Origin of the sequence: Burkholderia sp. AU33423 (assembly GCF_002223135.1) — a bacterium.
Classification (GTDB): Bacteria; Pseudomonadota; Gammaproteobacteria; order Burkholderiales; family Burkholderiaceae; genus Burkholderia; species Burkholderia lata_D.
The window spans coordinates 668,662-685,805 of record NZ_NKFH01000005.1 but is presented as its reverse complement, the minus strand read 5'-3'; the positions used below and the strand labels follow the sequence as shown (position 1 = coordinate 685,805).

General features: G+C 66.6%; 16 protein-coding genes. 6 read left to right on the top strand and 10 right to left on the bottom strand.

What is annotated here, in order from left to right; genetic code table 11:
• Positions 1-35: 35 nt before the first annotated feature.
• The 6 genes from CFB50_RS15685 to rpoH form a co-directional block, all read right to left on the bottom strand.
• Entirely contained in the window at positions 36-2,519 is a 2,484-nt protein-coding gene (locus CFB50_RS15685) for a family 20 glycosylhydrolase (RefSeq protein ID WP_089446457.1), read from the bottom strand.
• Positions 2,520-3,105: 586 nt separating this feature from the next.
• The gene (gene cydX / locus CFB50_RS15675) at positions 3,106-3,219 is read right to left on the bottom strand and encodes a cytochrome bd-I oxidase subunit CydX (RefSeq protein ID WP_043187264.1); all 114 of its coding nucleotides are present in this window, start codon (positions 3,217-3,219) and stop codon (positions 3,106-3,108) included.
• 62 nt (positions 3,220-3,281) lie between these two features.
• The gene (gene cydB / locus CFB50_RS15670) at positions 3,282-4,418 is read right to left on the bottom strand and encodes a cytochrome d ubiquinol oxidase subunit II (RefSeq protein ID WP_089446456.1); all 1,137 of its coding nucleotides are present in this window, start codon (positions 4,416-4,418) and stop codon (positions 3,282-3,284) included.
• 31 nt (positions 4,419-4,449) lie between these two features.
• Positions 4,450-6,030, bottom strand: coding sequence for a cytochrome ubiquinol oxidase subunit I (locus CFB50_RS15665; protein ID WP_089446455.1), 1,581 nt, complete (start codon positions 6,028-6,030; stop codon positions 4,450-4,452).
• On the bottom strand, positions 6,020-6,298 hold the full coding sequence (gene cydP, locus CFB50_RS15660; RefSeq protein ID WP_011353248.1) for a cytochrome oxidase putative small subunit CydP: 279 nt from the start codon (positions 6,296-6,298) through the stop codon (positions 6,020-6,022). Before cydP ends, CFB50_RS15665 begins: the two co-directional genes overlap by 11 nt.
• A gap of 368 nt (positions 6,299-6,666) precedes the next feature.
• A complete protein-coding gene (gene rpoH / locus CFB50_RS15655) occupies positions 6,667-7,602 on the bottom strand; it encodes an RNA polymerase sigma factor RpoH (RefSeq protein ID WP_069248906.1) in 936 nt (311 codons plus the stop codon).
• Positions 7,603-7,962: 360 nt separating this feature from the next.
• Here rpoH and pagL point away from each other — a divergent pair, with 360 nt between their 5' ends.
• Together pagL and CFB50_RS15645 are read left to right on the top strand one after the other, a co-directional pair.
• The gene (pagL, locus tag CFB50_RS15650) at positions 7,963-8,532 is read left to right on the top strand and encodes a lipid A 3-O-deacylase PagL (protein ID WP_089446454.1); all 570 of its coding nucleotides are present in this window, start codon (positions 7,963-7,965) and stop codon (positions 8,530-8,532) included.
• Between the two features lie 45 nt (positions 8,533-8,577).
• The gene (locus tag CFB50_RS15645; RefSeq protein ID WP_069248904.1) at positions 8,578-8,961 is read left to right on the top strand and encodes a nuclear transport factor 2 family protein; all 384 of its coding nucleotides are present in this window, start codon (positions 8,578-8,580) and stop codon (positions 8,959-8,961) included.
• 143 nt (positions 8,962-9,104) lie between these two features.
• Here CFB50_RS15645 and leuA read toward each other — a convergent pair whose 3' ends face one another.
• Together leuA and ybiB are read right to left on the bottom strand one after the other, a co-directional pair.
• The gene (gene leuA, locus CFB50_RS15640) at positions 9,105-10,751 is read right to left on the bottom strand and encodes a 2-isopropylmalate synthase (protein ID WP_089446453.1); all 1,647 of its coding nucleotides are present in this window, start codon (positions 10,749-10,751) and stop codon (positions 9,105-9,107) included.
• 380 nt (positions 10,752-11,131) lie between these two features.
• A complete protein-coding gene (gene ybiB / locus CFB50_RS15635) occupies positions 11,132-12,106 on the bottom strand; it encodes a DNA-binding protein YbiB (RefSeq protein WP_089446452.1) in 975 nt (324 codons plus the stop codon).
• Positions 12,107-12,299: 193 nt separating this feature from the next.
• Between ybiB and maiA the strand changes: the two genes are divergently transcribed.
• A complete protein-coding gene (gene maiA / locus CFB50_RS15630) occupies positions 12,300-12,944 on the top strand; it encodes a maleylacetoacetate isomerase (RefSeq protein ID WP_089446703.1) in 645 nt (214 codons plus the stop codon).
• 80 nt (positions 12,945-13,024) lie between these two features.
• Here the strand turns inward: maiA and ftsY are convergent, their stop codons facing one another.
• Entirely contained in the window at positions 13,025-14,179 is a 1,155-nt protein-coding gene (gene ftsY, locus CFB50_RS15625) for a signal recognition particle-docking protein FtsY (protein WP_089446451.1), read from the bottom strand.
• Between the two features lie 215 nt (positions 14,180-14,394).
• Between ftsY and rsmD the strand changes: the two genes are divergently transcribed.
• The 3 genes from rsmD to CFB50_RS15610 all read left to right on the top strand — a co-directional run bounded on the left by rsmD (position 14,395) and on the right by CFB50_RS15610 (position 15,944).
• The gene (gene rsmD, locus CFB50_RS15620; RefSeq protein ID WP_089446450.1) at positions 14,395-15,009 is read left to right on the top strand and encodes a 16S rRNA (guanine(966)-N(2))-methyltransferase RsmD; all 615 of its coding nucleotides are present in this window, start codon (positions 14,395-14,397) and stop codon (positions 15,007-15,009) included.
• A gap of 111 nt (positions 15,010-15,120) precedes the next feature.
• Entirely contained in the window at positions 15,121-15,618 is a 498-nt protein-coding gene (gene coaD, locus CFB50_RS15615; RefSeq protein ID WP_039346084.1) for a pantetheine-phosphate adenylyltransferase, read from the top strand.
• A gap of 59 nt (positions 15,619-15,677) precedes the next feature.
• Positions 15,678-15,944 (top strand): YfhL family 4Fe-4S dicluster ferredoxin, encoded by a 267-nt coding sequence (locus tag CFB50_RS15610; RefSeq protein WP_069248899.1) that lies wholly within the window; start codon positions 15,678-15,680, stop codon positions 15,942-15,944.
• Positions 15,945-16,028: 84 nt separating this feature from the next.
• On the opposite strand, the gene hisC is transcribed toward CFB50_RS15610, so the two are convergent.
• Positions 16,029-17,096 (bottom strand): histidinol-phosphate transaminase, encoded by a 1,068-nt coding sequence (gene hisC / locus CFB50_RS15605; RefSeq protein WP_089446449.1) that lies wholly within the window; start codon positions 17,094-17,096, stop codon positions 16,029-16,031.
• Positions 17,097-17,144 lie beyond the last annotated feature (48 nt).

Below are 17,144 nucleotides of genomic sequence, written 5' to 3'. Positions count from 1 at the left end.
ATGCGCCCGCGCGCATCGCATCGTCACTCAGCCGATCACGGATTCGTCAGCGTGAAGGTCGGCTTCCGGTAGCCGACGCCGGCCCGGTCGAGCTTCGGCAATTCGCGTTGCGTGAGCAGCGTCGCGAAGCCGGCCCAGTCGCGCTGCAGCGCGGCGATGTCGACGTGATGCGTGTCGCCGCGCCTGAAGCGCACGCCGGCCGCATACGGCAACTCCCAGTCGGCCCGGTGCCACGCGCGCTCGGCGAGCGCGAGCAGCCGCGGGTAGGCCATGTATTCGAGGAAGGTGTCGTTGCGCATCACCTCGCCCCACGCCTGCCCCTGCATGCCTTCGATGCGCGGCGCGGGGCCCGTGCCCGTCACCTCGAACGTGTTGCCGTCACGGTCGCCCATCACTTCGGCGTTCTGCGGCAGGTTCTCGGGCGCGAGCGAGAACACCTTGTACTCGTCCGTCGCATGCGAGCCCCAGTAGTAGCCGCGCTCGCGCGGGTTCAGCGTGTACGGGAAGTCGAAGTACAGGTAGTCGGGCAGCGCGAGCACCGTCTGGTAGCCCTTGCCGCTCAGGTCGCGCGCGCTGTCCGATGCGCCCCAGAAGATCGTGTCCCACAGCGACACCATCACGTGGCGCGTGCTGAAGTCCTGCGGCCCGTTCGCATGCTTGATGCCGTCCTGCCACGCGGCCACCGTGTCGATCCCGTTCGCGCTGACCGCTGCACTCACCTGTTGCGCGAAACGCGTCGGCAGCTCGTCGATCGACTTGATCTCGCCGCGCTGGAGCAGCGCCGTGCACGCGGGCGAACGCGCCCACGGCTTGTCCTGCGCGGCAAGGTCGATGCGCCCCTTGTTCGGATCGGTGCCGCTCAGCGGCTGGAAGCCCCCGCCGAGGAAGATGTTCTTCGCCTCGTCACCGCCGTAGTGCCAGATGTGCAGCGGCGCCTGCGCGTCCGCATGCATCGCCGCGATCTCGCGGATCACCTTCGACGCGAAATTGAGCGCGCCCGGCACGCACGGGTTCAGGTCGCTGCGCCGGTCGTAGAACTGCACCGTCGTCAGGTTCGACGTGTCCTGCGGATCGAGCAGCCGGTACGCGTTCGCTTCCTGCTCGCGGCCGGCCGCATGCAGCCGCTTGTAGCGTGCCTCCATCGTCACGACGGCGGCGCGCGCATGCGCGGGCATGTCGATTTCGGGGATGATCTCGACGAAATGCGCGGCCGCGTAGCGCACCAGCGACACGTAATCGTCACGCGTCAGGTAGCCGCCGCCCGAGCGGTTGTCCGGGCCGGAGCCGAGCTGCGGCAGCAGGCAGCGCGTCTCGCTCGGGTCGTGGCAGCGGCGCGAGCCGATCTCGGTCAGTTCGGGCAGGCCGGGAATCTCGATGCGCCAGCCCTCGTCGTCGGACAGATGCAGGTGCAGGCGATTGAGCTTGTACGCGCTCATCTGGTCGATCAGGCGGCGCAGCGTGGCCGGGTGCTTGAAGTTGCGCGCGAGATCGACGTGCATCCCGCGATGCGTGAAGCGCGGCGCATCCTCGACGAGCATCGCCGGGATCGGGCCGCCGCCAACGGGCGCGAGCGAGTACAGCGTCTGCACGCCGTAGTAGAGGCCGGCGCGATCGTACGCCTCGATGAACGCACCGCGCGGCCCGATCGCGAGCCGGTAACCGCCCGGCGTCGCGATGTCGGCCGGCAGTCTGCGCGGCGCGACCACACCCCATACCGGCACGCGTGCACCGTCGAGCCCGAGTGTGCTTGCGCGTTCGCGCAGTGCCGCGACCTGCGCGTCGGGCAGGTTCGGCAGCGCGAGCTCGACGCCGCGCAGGTCGAGCGTGCCGGGCAGCGGCTGCTCGCGCTTCACGCTCGGCAACGCGCGGCTCGCATCGGGCCGTGCGGCCACGGGCGGCGCATTACCGGTCGAGTTGTTCTGCGCGTCGGCCGGCAGCGATTCGACGTAGCGGAGCTCGTCGTCGGTGTCGTTGTAGCGGAGCACGGCGGGCGGCGCGCCATCGACGACCACGTACGGGCGCGGGATCACGTCGCTGTAGCGCAGCAGCCAGTATTCGGCGACGAACGGCAGCTCGATGCGCTCGCCCGGTGCCAGCCGCACCGAGCCCGGTTGCGGCGTCAGTTCGTACAGGTCGCCGGTGAGCCGCCGCAGCGCGAAGCCGGGGCGGTCGATCCGCAGCAGGCGGCGGATGCTGTGCAGGTAGAGCTTCCAGCCGCCGTCGGTGATCGCCTGGTGGCCGCGGTTCTGCAGGATCAGGCGGCCGGTCGCGCAGGCCGCGCCGTCGGCGCCGAGATCGGCGCACGGCACGCCGGCCGCGGCGGCATGATTGTTGTCGACGGCGACGCGCAACGCGAGGCCGTTCGACAACCGCGCCGCGAGATCGACCGGCGGCACGGTTGGACTGGCGGCGCCGGCCGTCGCGACCGCCGCGCTCGACGCTGGCAGCGCGCCGAGCGCGACCGGCGACAGTGCCGCGACCAGCAGGCCGGCAAACAGGGTGGACAAGGTTCGGTTCATGCGGACTCCTGAGACAAAAGGGGGCGTCGCGGCGTCACGGGATGACGTCGCTGCGAGCGGGTCTTTCAACGGAGCTGCGGGGACAACAGAGTGCGCGGGCGATGCGGCTGCTCCGCGCGAAGTCGGCACGCGGGCGCGTGCGTTACGGAACGGGTGGCGGGCAGGCGTGCCGGTCGGATCGGCGCGGACGGGTGCGCGTCTTCATCGGCGGCGCACGGCAGCGGCTGCTGCTGATGTTGATGCCGTGACGACGTGCCCATGGGCAAAGGCGCGCGCGCGACCGACGCGGTCGATGACGGCAGCGCTCGCCGACGACGCGCAACCGGCCGCCGCACGCCGACGGCGCAATGGCGCGCCAGCGCGCGCCACATACGGGATTCGCATGTCTCCCCCACCCGGAAGGATTCGGCCTGTCAGCGGCCGTGTCCAAAGATCTTATGAAACCTTTTATTGGTATTCAAGTGGTATCAATCTGGCGCTAAATTGGCATCGGTGTGACGGGCCTGTCCGGCCGGCCCGGGGCGCAAAAAACCTCGCGCGAGGCGAGGTTCCTTCCAGACGGCGGCCGCGTGACCGGCCATACGCGTCAGTCGCGCACGCGTGCTTCCTGCGTCTTCTGCCGCGCTTCGAGCCACATCGCATTGACGATGCCGAACGACAGCGCGACGCCGATACCGAGAATCCAGCTGAAATACCACATGATCCGACTCCTTGCGAAACGGTGGGCGAGGGCGCGTGCGCGCCCCGGCCCGGTTCAAAGCATCAATACATCGAATGCTTGTTCTCTTCGAGCACGTCGCGCGTGACCTTGCCGCGCATCACGCGATACACCCAGCTCGTGTAGAGCAGGACGATCGGCAGGAACACGATCACCGCGAACAGCATCACCTGCAGCGTCATGTGGCTCGACGTCGAATCCCACACGGTCAGGCTGCTGCGCGGGTCGAGCGACGACGGCATGATGAACGGGAACATCGAGAAGCCGGCGGTCAGGATCACGCCGGTGATCATCAGGCCCGTGCAGAAGAATGCCGTCTTCTCCTGCTTCGAGCCGGCGAGCAGCAGCGCGATCAGGCCGCCCGCGATCGCGATGACGGGTGCCGCGATCATCCACGGGAATTCGCCGTAGTTCGAGAGCCACAGGCCCGAGCCGGCGGCGACGTCCTTGAGCAGCGGGTTCGCGACCGTATCGGTCGGCGCGGCGTGCGTGATGTGGAAGCCGCCGATGGTCGACGCGACCAGCACGCCGGCCAGCACGAACAGCACGACCGCGAGGAACGACGCCACGCGCAGCGCGACCGACGCGCGGCGCGCGATCACCCCTTCCGTCTTCATCTTGATGAAGGCCGCACCGTGCGCGACGAGCATCGTGAGGCTGACGAGCCCGCACAGCAGCGCGAACGGGTTCAGCAGCGCCCAGAAGCCGCCGTAGTAGGTCACGCGCAGGTCGCTGTCGAACTTGAACGGCACGCCTTGCAGCAGGTTGCCGAACGCGACGCCGAACACGAGCGCCGGCACGAAGCCGCCGGCGAACAGGCCCCAGTCCCAGCCCGCGCGCCAGCGCGGGTCGGGCCGCTTGCTGCGATAGTCGAAGCCCACCGGCCGGAAGAACAACGCGAACAGCACGAGCAGCATCGCGAAGTAGAAGCCGGAGAACGACGCCGCGTAGACGAGCGGCCAGGCCGCGAACATCGCGCCGCCGGCCGTGATCAGCCACACCTGGTTGCCTTCCCACGTCGCGCCGACGGTGTTGACGATGATGCGGCGTTCCTCGTCGGTCTTGCCGAGGAACGGCAGCAGCGCGGTCGCGCCCATGTCGAAGCCGTCGGTGACGGCGAAGCCGATCAGCAGCACGCCGACGAGCAGCCACCAGATCAGCTTGAGAGTTGCATAGTCCATAGCGATTCCTTGTTCGGTTGCGAGGGCGTGCTCAGACTGCGGCCCGCTCGCCGGCGGCGGCGATTTCGTGGTGATAGCGGCCGGTATGCAGCGACGACGGGCCGAGGCGCGCGTACTTGAACATCAGCTTGATCTCGATGACGAACAGCGCGGTATAGAACAGGATGAAGCCCGCGAGACTCAGGTACAGGTCGCTCGGCTGCAGGCTCGACGCGGACAGGTGCGTCGGCAGCACGCCGGCGATCGTCCACGGCTGGCGGCCGAGTTCGGCGACGATCCAGCCGAATTCGATCGCGATCCACGGCAGCGGGATCGCCCACACCGCATAGCGGAGGAACCAGCGGCGGTTGTCCTGCAGCAGTTCGCGGCGCGCGCAGAACCAGAATGCGGCAACGAACGTCGCGACGAACAGGAAGCCGAGGAACACCATGATCCGGAACGAGAAGAACACGGGCGCGACCGGCGGGATCGTCTTCTTCGCGGCGGCCTTGATCTGCTCGGGCGTCGCGTCGGTCACGTTCGGCGTGAACTGCTTGAGCATCAGCCCGTAGCCGAGGTACTGCTTGTGCTGGTCGAACAGCGCGCGGGTCGCGTCGCTCGTGTCGCCCTGCTTGATCTTCTGCAGCGCGCCGTACGCGACCATCCCGCTCTGGATGTGCTCCTCGCTGTGCTTCGCGAGTTCGCGCAGGCCGATCACCGGCTCGTCGATCGAACGTGTTGCGATCAGGCCGAGCGCATACGGGATCTTGATCGCATAGTCGGTGCGCTGTTCTTCCTGGTTCGGGATGCCGATCAGCGTGAACGATGCGGGTGCCGGCTGCGTTTCCCATTCGGATTCGATCGCGGCGAGCTTCATCTTCTGCACTTCGCCGGTCGTATAGCCCGATTCGTCGCCGAGCACGATCACGCAGAGCGTCGCCGCGAGGCCGAAGCCGGCCGCGACCGCGAACGAGCGCAGCGCGAAGTCGACGTCGCGCTTCTTCAACAGGTACCACGACGACACGCCGAGCACGAACATCGCCGCCGACACATAGCCGGCCGACACCGTATGCACGAACTTCACTTGCGCGACCGGGTTGAAGAGCACGTCGAACAGGCTCGTCATCTCCATGCGCATCGTCTGGTAATTGAACTCGGCGCCGACCGGGTTGTTCATCCAGCCGTTCGCGACGAGGATCCACAGCGCGGACAGGTTCGAGCCGAGCGCGACGAGGAACGTGACCATCAGGTGCTTGACCTTCGACAGGCGGTTCCAGCCGAAGAAGAACAGGCCGACGAACGTCGATTCGAGGAAGAACGCCATCAGGCCTTCTACCGCGAGCGGCACGCCGAAGATGTCGCCGACATAGTGCGAGTAGTACGACCAGTTCGTGCCGAACTGGAATTCGAGCGTGATGCCGGTCGTCACGCCCATCGCGAAGTTGATCCCGAACAGCTTGCCCCAGAACTGGGTCATGTCCTTGTAGACCTGTTTGCCGGTCATCACGTACACCGCTTCCATGATGACGAGCAGCCAGGACAGGCCGAGCGTCAGCGGCACGAACAGGAAGTGGTAGAGCGCCGTGATGCCGAACTGCAGACGTGACAGATCGACGACTTCACTACTTATCATGGTGGTCTCCCTCGGTAGATGCAGGCGCCGGTACCGAGAGCAGCTTCTCGGCGACGGCGGCAGGCGGCAACGACATGTGCTCGGCCTGCGGATGATTGAAGAATGCGTATTTGAGCGACATCAGGAGGATCAGCTTGACGATCAGCACCAGGGTGATGTCGCGGGCGAGGGTCGGGCCGCGTGCCCACGCGGCGATGCGCGCGCGCCAGCCGATCGTGCCGGCCGGCCGCGGCGGAGGCGGCGCAGGCTCTTTATTGATCGAGATCAAGGCGATTATCCTGAATCGATTTAAGACTGATTTGGGGCGACTTTACGTCGGATTTATGACGGCCGTGAAGCTGTTTTAATCCTTTTGCGCCTGACGTGCCAATTTTAAAAGGACGGCTTTCCGATGCCGAGTGCTGCGCTGCGGCAGACCGTCGCGAAACGCGGGCCGAAACTTGAGGCAGATCAAGGTTATGCGGAAGGGGCCCCCCAAACGGCCTATTACCTGACGAATCAGGTCAATTAATCCGCACTAAAGCGAGCCGAAAAACGAACGAAGCAGCGAATGAAAAGCAGCGGAAAAGACAGGCGAAAAAAAACCGCTGCCGGTCGGGCAGCGGTTTTTGATGAGGCGCTCTAAATCGCAGCGATTTATGCGTATTCGGCGAGGGCAGTGCGCATCTTTTTCATCGCGCTCGCTTCGATCTGACGGATGCGTTCCGCCGACACACCGAACTCGGCAGCCAGATCGTGCAGCGTCGAGCCGCCCGAGCCGTCGTCGTCGACGTGCAGCCAGCGCGCCTCGATGATGCGTCGGCTGCGCGCGTCGAGTGCGCCGAGTGCCTGCGCGATGCCGTCCGTCTGCAGCGTGTCGCGCTGACGCGCGGCCAGCACGGCGGTCGGTTCGTTGTGCGAGTCGGCCAGGTAGGCGATCGGCGCGTACGATTCCTCACCGTCCTCGACCTGTCCTTCGAGCGCGATGTCGCCGCCCGACAGGCGCGTTTCCATTTCGGTCACGTCTTCGCGCTTGACGTTGAGTTCCTTCGCGAGGCCGTCGATTTCCTCGGGCGTCATCGCCTGCAGGCCCTTCTTGTGGCTGCGCAGGTTGAAGAACAGCTTGCGCTGCGCCTTCGTCGTCGCGACCTTCACCGTGCGCCAGTTGCGCAGGATGTACTCGTGAATCTCGGCCTTGATCCAATGGATCGCGTACGACACGAGACGCACGTTCTGGGCCGGATCGAAGCGCTTCACGGCCTTCATCAGGCCGATGTTGCCTTCCTGGATCAGGTCGCCGTGCGGCAGGCCGTAGCCGAGATAGTTGCGCGAGATCGACACGACGAGCCGCAGGTGCGACAGCACGAGGCGGCGTGCGGAGTCGAGGTTGTTGCTTTCGCGGAATTCGGTCGCGTACTGGCGTTCCTCTTCCGGCGTCAGCAGCGGAATGCGATTGACGGCCTGGATATACGCGTCGATGTTGCCAAGCTGGCCGGGCAACATCGATTGGGCTGCGAGCGCCAGCGAGCCTGCCGATGCGGCCTTGGCCGGCGTGGGGCTCAGGGTGTTCGGGAGGGTCAGGGCGTTGCTCACTAAAAAACTCCTTTGGAATCAGGGACAAACCCCCGGTCTCGGATGAGATTCCGGGAGCCATCTTAGCACTCCCGGAAACCGAGTGCTAATTCCTTAGAGCAAGCGTGGGCATCGGAGTTCCCACTTTTTCTATCGAGCAAGTCGAGTCGATAGTCTATTCTGCGACAGAGCGGACGAAGCGAAGTTCCGTAAGCCGTTGTTTCTGATGGCAATCAGTAGACGATTTCAATTTTTGTCGTTTCGGAAGGAAGCCATTTCGCTTTGTGATGCCTATCCGAAAAGTCCTTTACCATACCATTCAGTTCGCTTGAGCCGGCCGAAGCGGCAGGCTCCATTCAACCCACAAAGTTGGAGTGTCAGATGAACAATAAGAAGAATCGCCGGCCCCGCAGCCGGCTTGCGCTGCACGCGCTGCTGGCGGCGTCACTTCTGGGCGGATCGGGTGCGGCGTGCGCGGATCGATGGGGGATTCAGGCGGGCGGCGGTTTTTCGGATCGCCGCGGCGTCGACAAGGCCGATCTCGGCGTGGTGTGGGATCCGGGCTGGAACTGGTGGGAAATCGGCGGCTGGCACTTCGCGTTCGTCGTGGAAGGGCACGCCGGCTACTGGCACACGGGCGGCAACGTCCACAGCAGCATCGGCGAATTCGGCGTGACGCCGATGTTCCGCTTCATCAAGAGCGCCGGGGAGATCCGCCCGTTCATCGAGGCCGGCGGCGGCGTCAGGCTGCTGACGCACCCGACGATCTCGGATCACTTCTCGTTGGGGACCGCGTTCCAGTTCGCGCCGACGGGGGGCGTGGGCGTGCAGTTCGGCCAACGGCAACAGTATCAGGTCGGCTACCGTTTTGAACATGTGTCTAACGCGGGTATCAAAGAGCCGAATCCTGGTATAAATTTCCACCAGTTCTACTTGCAGTACAACTTCTGATCCGCACGCCCGCGCACGGCGTGCGCGTTGCCGAGGAGTCAGGCGATGGCGAAGGTGGTCGATGCGATCCGCGCGCTCGAGCGCGATCGGTTCCGGGCGATGGTGGACGGGGACGGCGAGGCGCTCGACACGCTTTTGTCGGACAAGGTGTTCTTCGTACACACCAACGGCAAACGCGAAACCAAGCAGCAGTTCATCGACGCCATCGTCGCCGGCCGCCGCCGCTATCGCCAGATCGAAATCCAGTCGCAGGACGTGCTGCCCGTCGGCGATGAAACCTGCGTCGTCACCGGGCGCGCGTTGATCGAGATGGAAACGAACAACGGCGGCCTGGTCTTCCCGATTGCCTATACCTCCGTCCACACCCACCAGCAGGGCCGCTGGAGCCTGTTCGCGTGGCAGGCGACGCGGTGCGCGACCGAGACATGAGCGCGCGTGGCGCTCCTTTTCATGTCCCGACCGAAGCGGCCTTCTGGGCCGTTTTTTGCTGCCTCGTGCGGCGCGGATCGCGCGGCGCACGGGCGGTCACGCCCCGCTCGCTGACGTTTGAACCCTGAAACGGAACCTGCCGCTCAGGCCGCCGCGCGGCGATCCGCGCAGTGCCAGGCCGAGCGGTTGATCGCGCTGACGACCGCATCGCGCGCGGCGCTCGCCGCATCGGCGTGCAGGCCGACGCCGTGCCGCAGCGGCGCATCGCCGACCCGGCAGCCGACCGATACCGCGATCCGTCCATCCGCCGTGCGTGCGTGTTCGCACGATGCGACGTCGATCGCCGCGCCGGCGGCCGCCGCGAACGCCGCGGCAAAACGTCGCACGGCCTCGTCGGGCGTCGTATCTGCGGCGGGCGCTGCCGCGATCTCGCGGTTCTGCCAGCGCGCGCCGTTGCCGTGTCGCGCGGCCGGCCCGTCGGTGTCGAAGAATTCGCGCGCGAACAGCGCGCAGATCGCGTCGCCCGTCACTTCCTCGCCGGACGCGTCGGCGAGCGTCTGCACCGCATGGCTGAATTCGATCTGCACGCGGCGCGGCGGCGTGAAACCCATCCCGCGTTCGAGCAGGAACGTCGCGCCGCCCTTGCCCGACTGGCTGTTCACGCGGATCACCGCGTCATAGCTGCGGCCGAGGTCGGCCGGGTCGATCGGCAGGTACGGCACTTCCCAGGCCGCATCGGGGCGCTGCTGCGCGAAGCCCTTGCGGATCGCGTCCTGGTGCGAGCCCGAGAACGCGGTGAACACGAGGTCGCCCGCGTACGGATGGCGCGGATGCACGGGAATCTGGTTGCAGCGTTCGACGACGCGGCGCACGGCGTCGATGTCGGAGAAATCGAGGCCCGGATCGATGCCCTGCGTGTAGAGATTCAGCGCGAGCGTGACGAGATCGACGTTGCCGGTGCGTTCGCCATTGCCGAACAGGCAGCCCTCGATGCGGTCGGCGCCCGCGAGCAGCGCGAGTTCGGCCGCCGCGACCGCGGTGCCGCGATCGTTGTGCGGATGCACGGACAACACGATGCTGTCGCGATACGCGAGGTTGCGGTCCATCCACTCGATCTGGTCGGCGAACACGTTCGGGCTCGCGGCTTCGACGGTGGCCGGCAGGTTGACGATCATCTTGTGATCGCGGGTCGGACGCCAGGTCTGCGCGACCGCGTCGCAGATTTCGCGTGCGAACGTCAGCTCGGTCATGCTGAAGGTTTCCGGCGAGTACTGGAAGGTCCACTGCGTGTCGGGGCGCGCGGCGGCGTGTTCCTTGATGATGCGCGTGCCGTCGATCGCGAGCGCCTTCACGTCGGCCTTCGACATGCCGAACACGATGCGGCGGAACGACGGGCACACTGCGTTGTACAGGTGCACGATCGCGCGCGGCACGCCTTCGAGCGCATCGAACGTGCGGGCGATCAGGTCCTCGCGCGCCTGCACGAGCACTTCGATCGTCACGTCGTCGGGAATCCGCTTGTCGTCGATCAGCTTGCGGACGAAATCGAAGTCGGTTTGCGACGCCGACGGAAAACCGACTTCGATCTCCTTGAACCCGATCGCGACCAGCATCTCGAAGAACTCGAGCTTCTGCTCGATGCTCATCGGCTCGATCAGCGACTGGTTGCCGTCGCGCAGGTCGGTGCTCATCCAGACGGGCGCGCGCTCGATGGTGCGCGACGGCCATTTGCGGCCATTGAGGCGGACGGGCTCGAACGGACGGTACTTGTCTTGCGGATTGCGCTGCATCTTCTGGACCTCGGGTCTCAAGTCGCGAGCGAAGACGGGCGGCATGGGCGACGGTTGGCGCTGCCTCGCTCCGCGGCACGTGAACGCGCTGCGGATGCGGATGATCTTCGCGAGTCGGCCGACGGATAGACGGACGAATGCTGACGACTTCGGGTTGTAAAAACTACGAGAGGGGTACTGCGAGGAACTGCTGGGAGGGACCGTGCGGACAGCACACGGCGCTACGAAAGCCTTAGGCTAGTCGTAGCGATAGCGGCCGCGCTAGGCGGCCGGAGGTAATTCGGAGGGTGTTCGGAAAGGAACGCATGAGGGCAACTCTATGCCAGGATGCGCTCGCGTGTCAAATGCCCCGCAAGCGGGGCCGGTTCGCGAGCGTGCCTTCAGCGTGCGATGCGGGCGATCTGCACGATCGTCGCGACCTGCCGGGCGACCGTGTCGGGCACCGGCACTTCGCCGCGCAATACGGCGTCGGTCCACGCGGCCGTCGTGGCCGCGTCGCGCGATTCGGGCAGGGCGACCGGGAGCGCATCGGTCGACGAGCGTTCTGCGTCGATCAGCGTGTCGCACACGCCGTCGTGCAGCCAGTCGACCTGCACCTGGCGCCGCGTGTCGGCAACGGCCTCGCCCTCGGTGCCGCGTGCCAGCAGCGCGCCGCCGAGCGCGGCGTCCGGATGGTCGCGGAACAATTGCGCCAGGCTGTCGCGGTACGGCGGGTGCGTGTAGTTGACGAGCCGCAGGCCGGCCGGCGCGAACGGCTGCAGGATCTTCACGAGCGTGTGCGTCGAGTTGCGCACGCCGAGCACGCTGCGCATCGACAGCAGGTGTGCGATGCGCGGCGCCAGCACCTCGATCGAAGCGAACGCGACGCGGCGCTCGGCGAGCATGTCCTCGATTGCATCGTGCGACGCCGACGGCGCGAGCGACAACGCCGAGAAGATCTCGGCGCTCGTCACGCGGCCCGGATCCTGCTCGACGCCATGCACGAGCACCGGCACGCCTTCGCGTGCGAGCAGCAGCGCGAGCAGCGGCACGAGGTTCGGCTGCTTGCGCGCGCCGTTGTAGCTCGGGATCGACACGGGGCGGAACGCGGCATCCTGCACGTGCACCGGCTCGAACGACGCCTGCGCGGCGGCGAGCATCGCGGCCAGCTCGTCGGCGGATTCGCCCTTCAGCCGATAGGCGATCAGGATCGCGCCGAGTTCGACGTCCGACACGCGCGCGTCGAGCATGGCGCGATAGAGTTCGAACGTGTCCTCGGCGGACAGCGCGCGTGCGCCGTGCGGGCCGCGGCCGATTTCCTTGATGAAGCGGGCGCACGGGAACGGAACGGCGGCGGAATCGTGGGAAGCGGTCATCGGGGCGTGGGGCGGGCGGCCGGCATCGGGCCGCGCTGTGAGCGGTGAGGAATGCCCCGAGTATCGCATGGGTGCGGCTGGTGCCAAGCGAGGCCGTGCAGCGCGGCGCGCTACACTCTGATTCCCGGCGGTGCGCGCCGGCTGCGCCGCGCCCGTGCCGTCGCCGGCCGAATACGACTACGAGAGACATCCCATGAAGCTCTACAGCTATTTCCGCAGTTCCGCGTCGTACCGCGTGCGGATCGCCCTGAACCTGAAGCAGCTGCCGTTCGACTATGTCCCCGTGCACATGCTGCGCGACGGCGGCGAGCAACTGAAGGACGCGTACCGCGCGCTGAATCCGGATGCGGTCGTGCCGACGCTGATCGACGGCGACGCGACGCTGCAGCAGTCGCTCGCGATCATCGAATATCTCGAGGAAACCCATCCGGAACCGGCGCTGCTGCCGCAGCAGCCGGTCGATCGCGCATATGTGCGCGCGGTCGCGCTGCAGATCGCGTGCGAAATCCATCCGCTCAACAACCTGCGCGTGTTGAAGTACCTGAAGCACACGCTGAAGGTGCCTGAAGAGGCGAAGAACGCGTGGTACCGGCACTGGATCGAGGCCGGTTTCGAGACGCTCGAGACGCGTCTCGCGAGCGATCCGCGCACCGGCAAGCTGTGCTTCGGCGATACGCCGACGCTCGCCGACGTGTGCCTCGTGCCGCAGGTGTTCAACGCGAACCGCTTCTCGATCGACACGACACGCTATCCGACGATCCAGCGGATCGTCGACCATGCGTCGACGTTCGATGCGTTCAAGGCTGCCGAGCCCGGCGCGCAGCCCGACGCCGAATGAGCGGAGCGCGCCCTTGGTGACGGGGGCGCGCATGAAAAAGGGCGCCCGAAGGCGCCCTGTGCGATGCGTACCGGCGGTGTTCAGCCGAGCAGCGCGTCCGCGAATTCGACCGCGCTGAACGGCTGCAGATCCTCGACCTTCTCGCCGACGCCGATGAAGTAGACCGGCACCGGGCGCTGCCGCGCGATCGCGGCGAGAATCCCGCCCTTCGCGGTGCCGTCGAGCTTCGTGACGATGAGGCCGGTGAGGCCGAGCGCGTCGTCGAATGCCTTCACCTGCGTGAGCGCGTTCTGGCCGGTGTTCGCGTCGATCACCAGCAGCACTTCGTGCGGCGCGCCGTTATGTGCCTTCGAGATCACGCGCTTCACCTTCTTCAGCTCTTCCATCAGGTGGAGCTGCGTCGGCAGGCGGCCGGCCGTGTCGGCCATCATCACGTCGATCTTGCGCGCGCGCGCGGCGCTGACCGCGTCGAAGATCACCGCGGCCGGATCGCCGCTTTCCTGCTGCACGACCGTCACGTTGTTGCGCTCGCCCCAGACCGCCAGCTGTTCGCGCGCGGCCGCGCGGAACGTGTCGCCCGCGGCCAGCAGCACCGACTGGTCGAAGCTCTGCAGGTGCTTCGCGAGCTTGCCGATGCTGGTCGTCTTGCCCGCACCGTTCACGCCGGTGATCATCATCACGAGCGGCTGCGCGCGGCCGAGCATCAGCGATTTCTCGAGCGGCGTCAGCAGCTCGACGAGCAGGTCGTGCAGCGCGGATTTCACCTGCTGCGGGTCGGTCAGGCGGCCCGTGCGCACCTTTTCGCGCAGCGCGCCGAGCAGGTACTCGGTCGCGTCGACGCCCGCGTCGGACATCAGCAGCGCGGTTTCGAGCTCCTCGTACAGATCCTCGTCGATCTTCGTGTTGACGAACACGCCGGTGATGCTCGAGCCCGTCTTGGCGAGCCCCGTTTTCAGGCGCGCGAGCCACGATTTCTTCGCGGTGGCGTCCTGCAGCGGCGGCGGGACGATTTCGACCGTCTCGACGACTTCGTCGCGGCCGTCGTTGGTCGGCGTGACCGTCATCACGACGGCCGGCGCGGCCGGTTGCGCGGGCGCTTGCGGCACGTCGGCCGCGGGCGGGGCCTCGACCGCGGGCGCTTCGGACGGGTCGTCCGTTTGCTGCGCGTCGGCCGATTGCGATTCCGCCGGATCGGGCTCCTGCGTTTTCTTGAATCGTTTGAAGAAGCTGAACATGGTCTGACGTCGGGAAGAGGGCGGGCCGCCGCCAGGGGCGGGCACCGGACGGGCCGTTCTGCGTTCGCGCGGGCGCGGCGCACGGCGGCCGAAACCGTGCATTTTATCAGTGCGGCGTGGCGCTCGCGCCAGTGCGCATCGCCGCTGTGGTAACGTGCGCCTGTTTAGCGGTGCGCCCCCGCGCGCACCCGGTCCCTCCGTCGTCGATATTCCGTATGTCCCGTTCCTCTCCTGGCCGCCCGGCGGCCCCTTCTGGTCGCGGCAAGCCGCACACGATCCGCATCATCGGCGGTGACTGGAAACGCACGCCGCTCGCGGTGCTCGATCTCGACGGCCTGCGGCCGACGCCCGATCGCGTGCGCGAGACGCTGTTCAACTGGCTCGGCCAGGATCTCGAAGGCCGGCGTTGCCTCGACCTGTTCGCAGGCACCGGTGCGCTCGGTTTCGAGGCCGCGTCGCGCGGCGCGGCGAGCGTCGTGATGGTCGAGCGCCATCCGCGCGCGGCGCAGCAGCTGCGTGCGATCAAGGACAAGCTCGGCGCGCGTGCGGTCGAGGTCGCGGAGGCGGACGCGCTGCGGCTCGCGGCCGGGCTCACGCCGGGCGCGTTCGACGTCGTGTTTCTCGATCCGCCGTTCGACGATCAGGCCGCGCTCGAGCGCGCGATTGCGCTGGCGGCGCCGCTCGTCGCGGCCGGCGGCGCGCTGTACGTCGAGACGGGGGCGGAGCTCGATCCGGCCGCGCACGAAGCGCTCGCCGGCTGGGAGGTCGTGAAGCACGGCAAGGCCGGTGCGGTTCACTATCATTTGCTGCGGCGCGAAAATGATGAATAATGCGCGTTCCATACGAGGCGGCGCGCCGCAAAGGCGACGTATGCCCATCTCGGCAGCGGCGTGCGCATCGCACGGCTGCCATCCCGTTTGCGTGATGACAGGAGGAGCGACATGGTAGTCGCCGTGTATCCCGGTACGTTCGATCCGCTGACGCGCGGGCACGAAGACCTCGTGCGGCGTGCGTCGAGCATTTTTGATACGCTGGTGGTCGGTGTTGCCGACAGCCGCGCGAAAAAGCCGTTCTTCTCGCTCGAGGAACGTCTGACGATTGCGAACGAGGTGCTCGGCCATTATCCGAACGTGAAGGTGATGAGTTTCACCGGCCTCCTGAAGGATTTCGTCCGCACCAACAATGCGCGCGTGATCGTGCGCGGCCTGCGCGCCGTGTCCGATTTCGAATATGAGTTCCAGATGGCGGGGATGAACCGCTACCTGCTGCCCGACGTCGAGACGATGTTCATGACGCCGTCCGATCAGTACCAGTTCATCTCGGGGACGATCGTGCGCGAAATCGCGCAGTTGGGCGGCGATGTCAGCAAGTTCGTGTTCCCGTCCGTCGAAAAGTGGCTGACCGAGAAAGTCGCTGCGATAGGAGGCCCTGCCGCGTGATGCGGCGGCGGCCGGTTTCGTTGCGAAGCCGGCCGCCGGCCTGAAGAAGTGAGATCAGTATGGCTTTGATGATTACCGACGAGTGCATCAATTGCGACGTGTGCGAGCCCGAGTGCCCGAACGGCGCGATTTCGATGGGCCCGGACATCTACGTGATCGACCCGAACAAGTGCACCGAGTGCGTCGGCCATTTCGACGAACCGCAGTGCCAGCAGGTGTGTCCGGTCGAATGCATTCCGCGCGATCCGCAGCATGACGAATCGCACGCACAGTTGATGGAGAAGTATCACGCGTTGACCGCCGAAAAGGGCGACGACGCGTCGTGACCCAGCGGTGACGCGCGCGCTCGAGTCCTTCGGCACGCCCGTCACGCATCCGGATCGGCGCCGCCCGGCGCCGATTCTTTCGTTTCAGGCCAGCAGCTCGCGCAACGCCGCGACGAGCGTATCGCATTCGGCGTCGGTGCCGACGGTGATGCGCAGGTGCTGGTCGATCCGCGGCAGCCGGAAGTGCCGCACGAAAATCTCCCGTTCCTTCAGTTTCGCCGCAATCGCACCCGCGTCGTGCGCGGGATGGCGCGCGAACACGAAATTCGCGGCCGACGGCACGATGTCGAAGCCGAGCGCGTCCAGCGCATGCGTCAGACGCGTCCGGCTGTCGATCACGCGCCGGCAGGTTGCATTGAAATAGTCGGTGTCTTCATATGCGGCCTGCGCGGCAACTTGCGCGAGCCGATCGAGCGGGTACGAGTTGAAGCTGTCCTTCACGCGGTTCAGCGCGTCGATCAGCGCGGCATCGCCGAACGCGAAGCCGACGCGCATGCCCGCGAGCGAGCGTGCCTTCGACGTCGTGTGGACGACGAGCAGGTTCGGGTAGCGGTCGATGAGCGTAATCGCGGACTGCGCGCCGAAGTCGACATACGCTTCGTCGATCACGACGACCGACGACGGATTCGCGGCTGCGATCCGCTCGACGTCAGCAAGCGGCAGCGCGCGCCCGGTCGGTGCGTTCGGGTTCGGAAACAGTACGCCGCCGGCGTCGTCGAGATAGTCGTCGACGCGGATCGAGAAGTCGTCCGCGAGCGGCACGATCGACGTCTGGACGCCGTACAGGCGCGCATAGGTCGGATAGAAGCTGTACGTGATGTCGGGGAAGCGCAGTGGCCGGTCGTGCTTGAGCAGCGCCTGGAACGTGTGCGCGAGCACCTCGTCGGAGCCGTTGCCGACGAACACCTGCTCGGGCTTGATGCGGTGATGCGCCGCGACCGCTTCGCGCAGCGCGCGCGCAACCGGGTCGGGATAACGGCGCAGCGTGTCGCCGGTCTCGCCGAGTTCGCGCGCGATCGCCGCGACGACGCGCGGCGACGGCGGATAGGGATTCTCGTTGGTGTTCAGCTTGACGGGGTGTGCGAGCGCGGGCTGCTCGCCCGGCACGTAAGGCACGAGTTGCTGAACGATGTCGCTCCAGTAACGGCTCACCGCTTGGCTCCTGTCGGGCAAAGCGACCAGATTACCGCATGTGCGCGC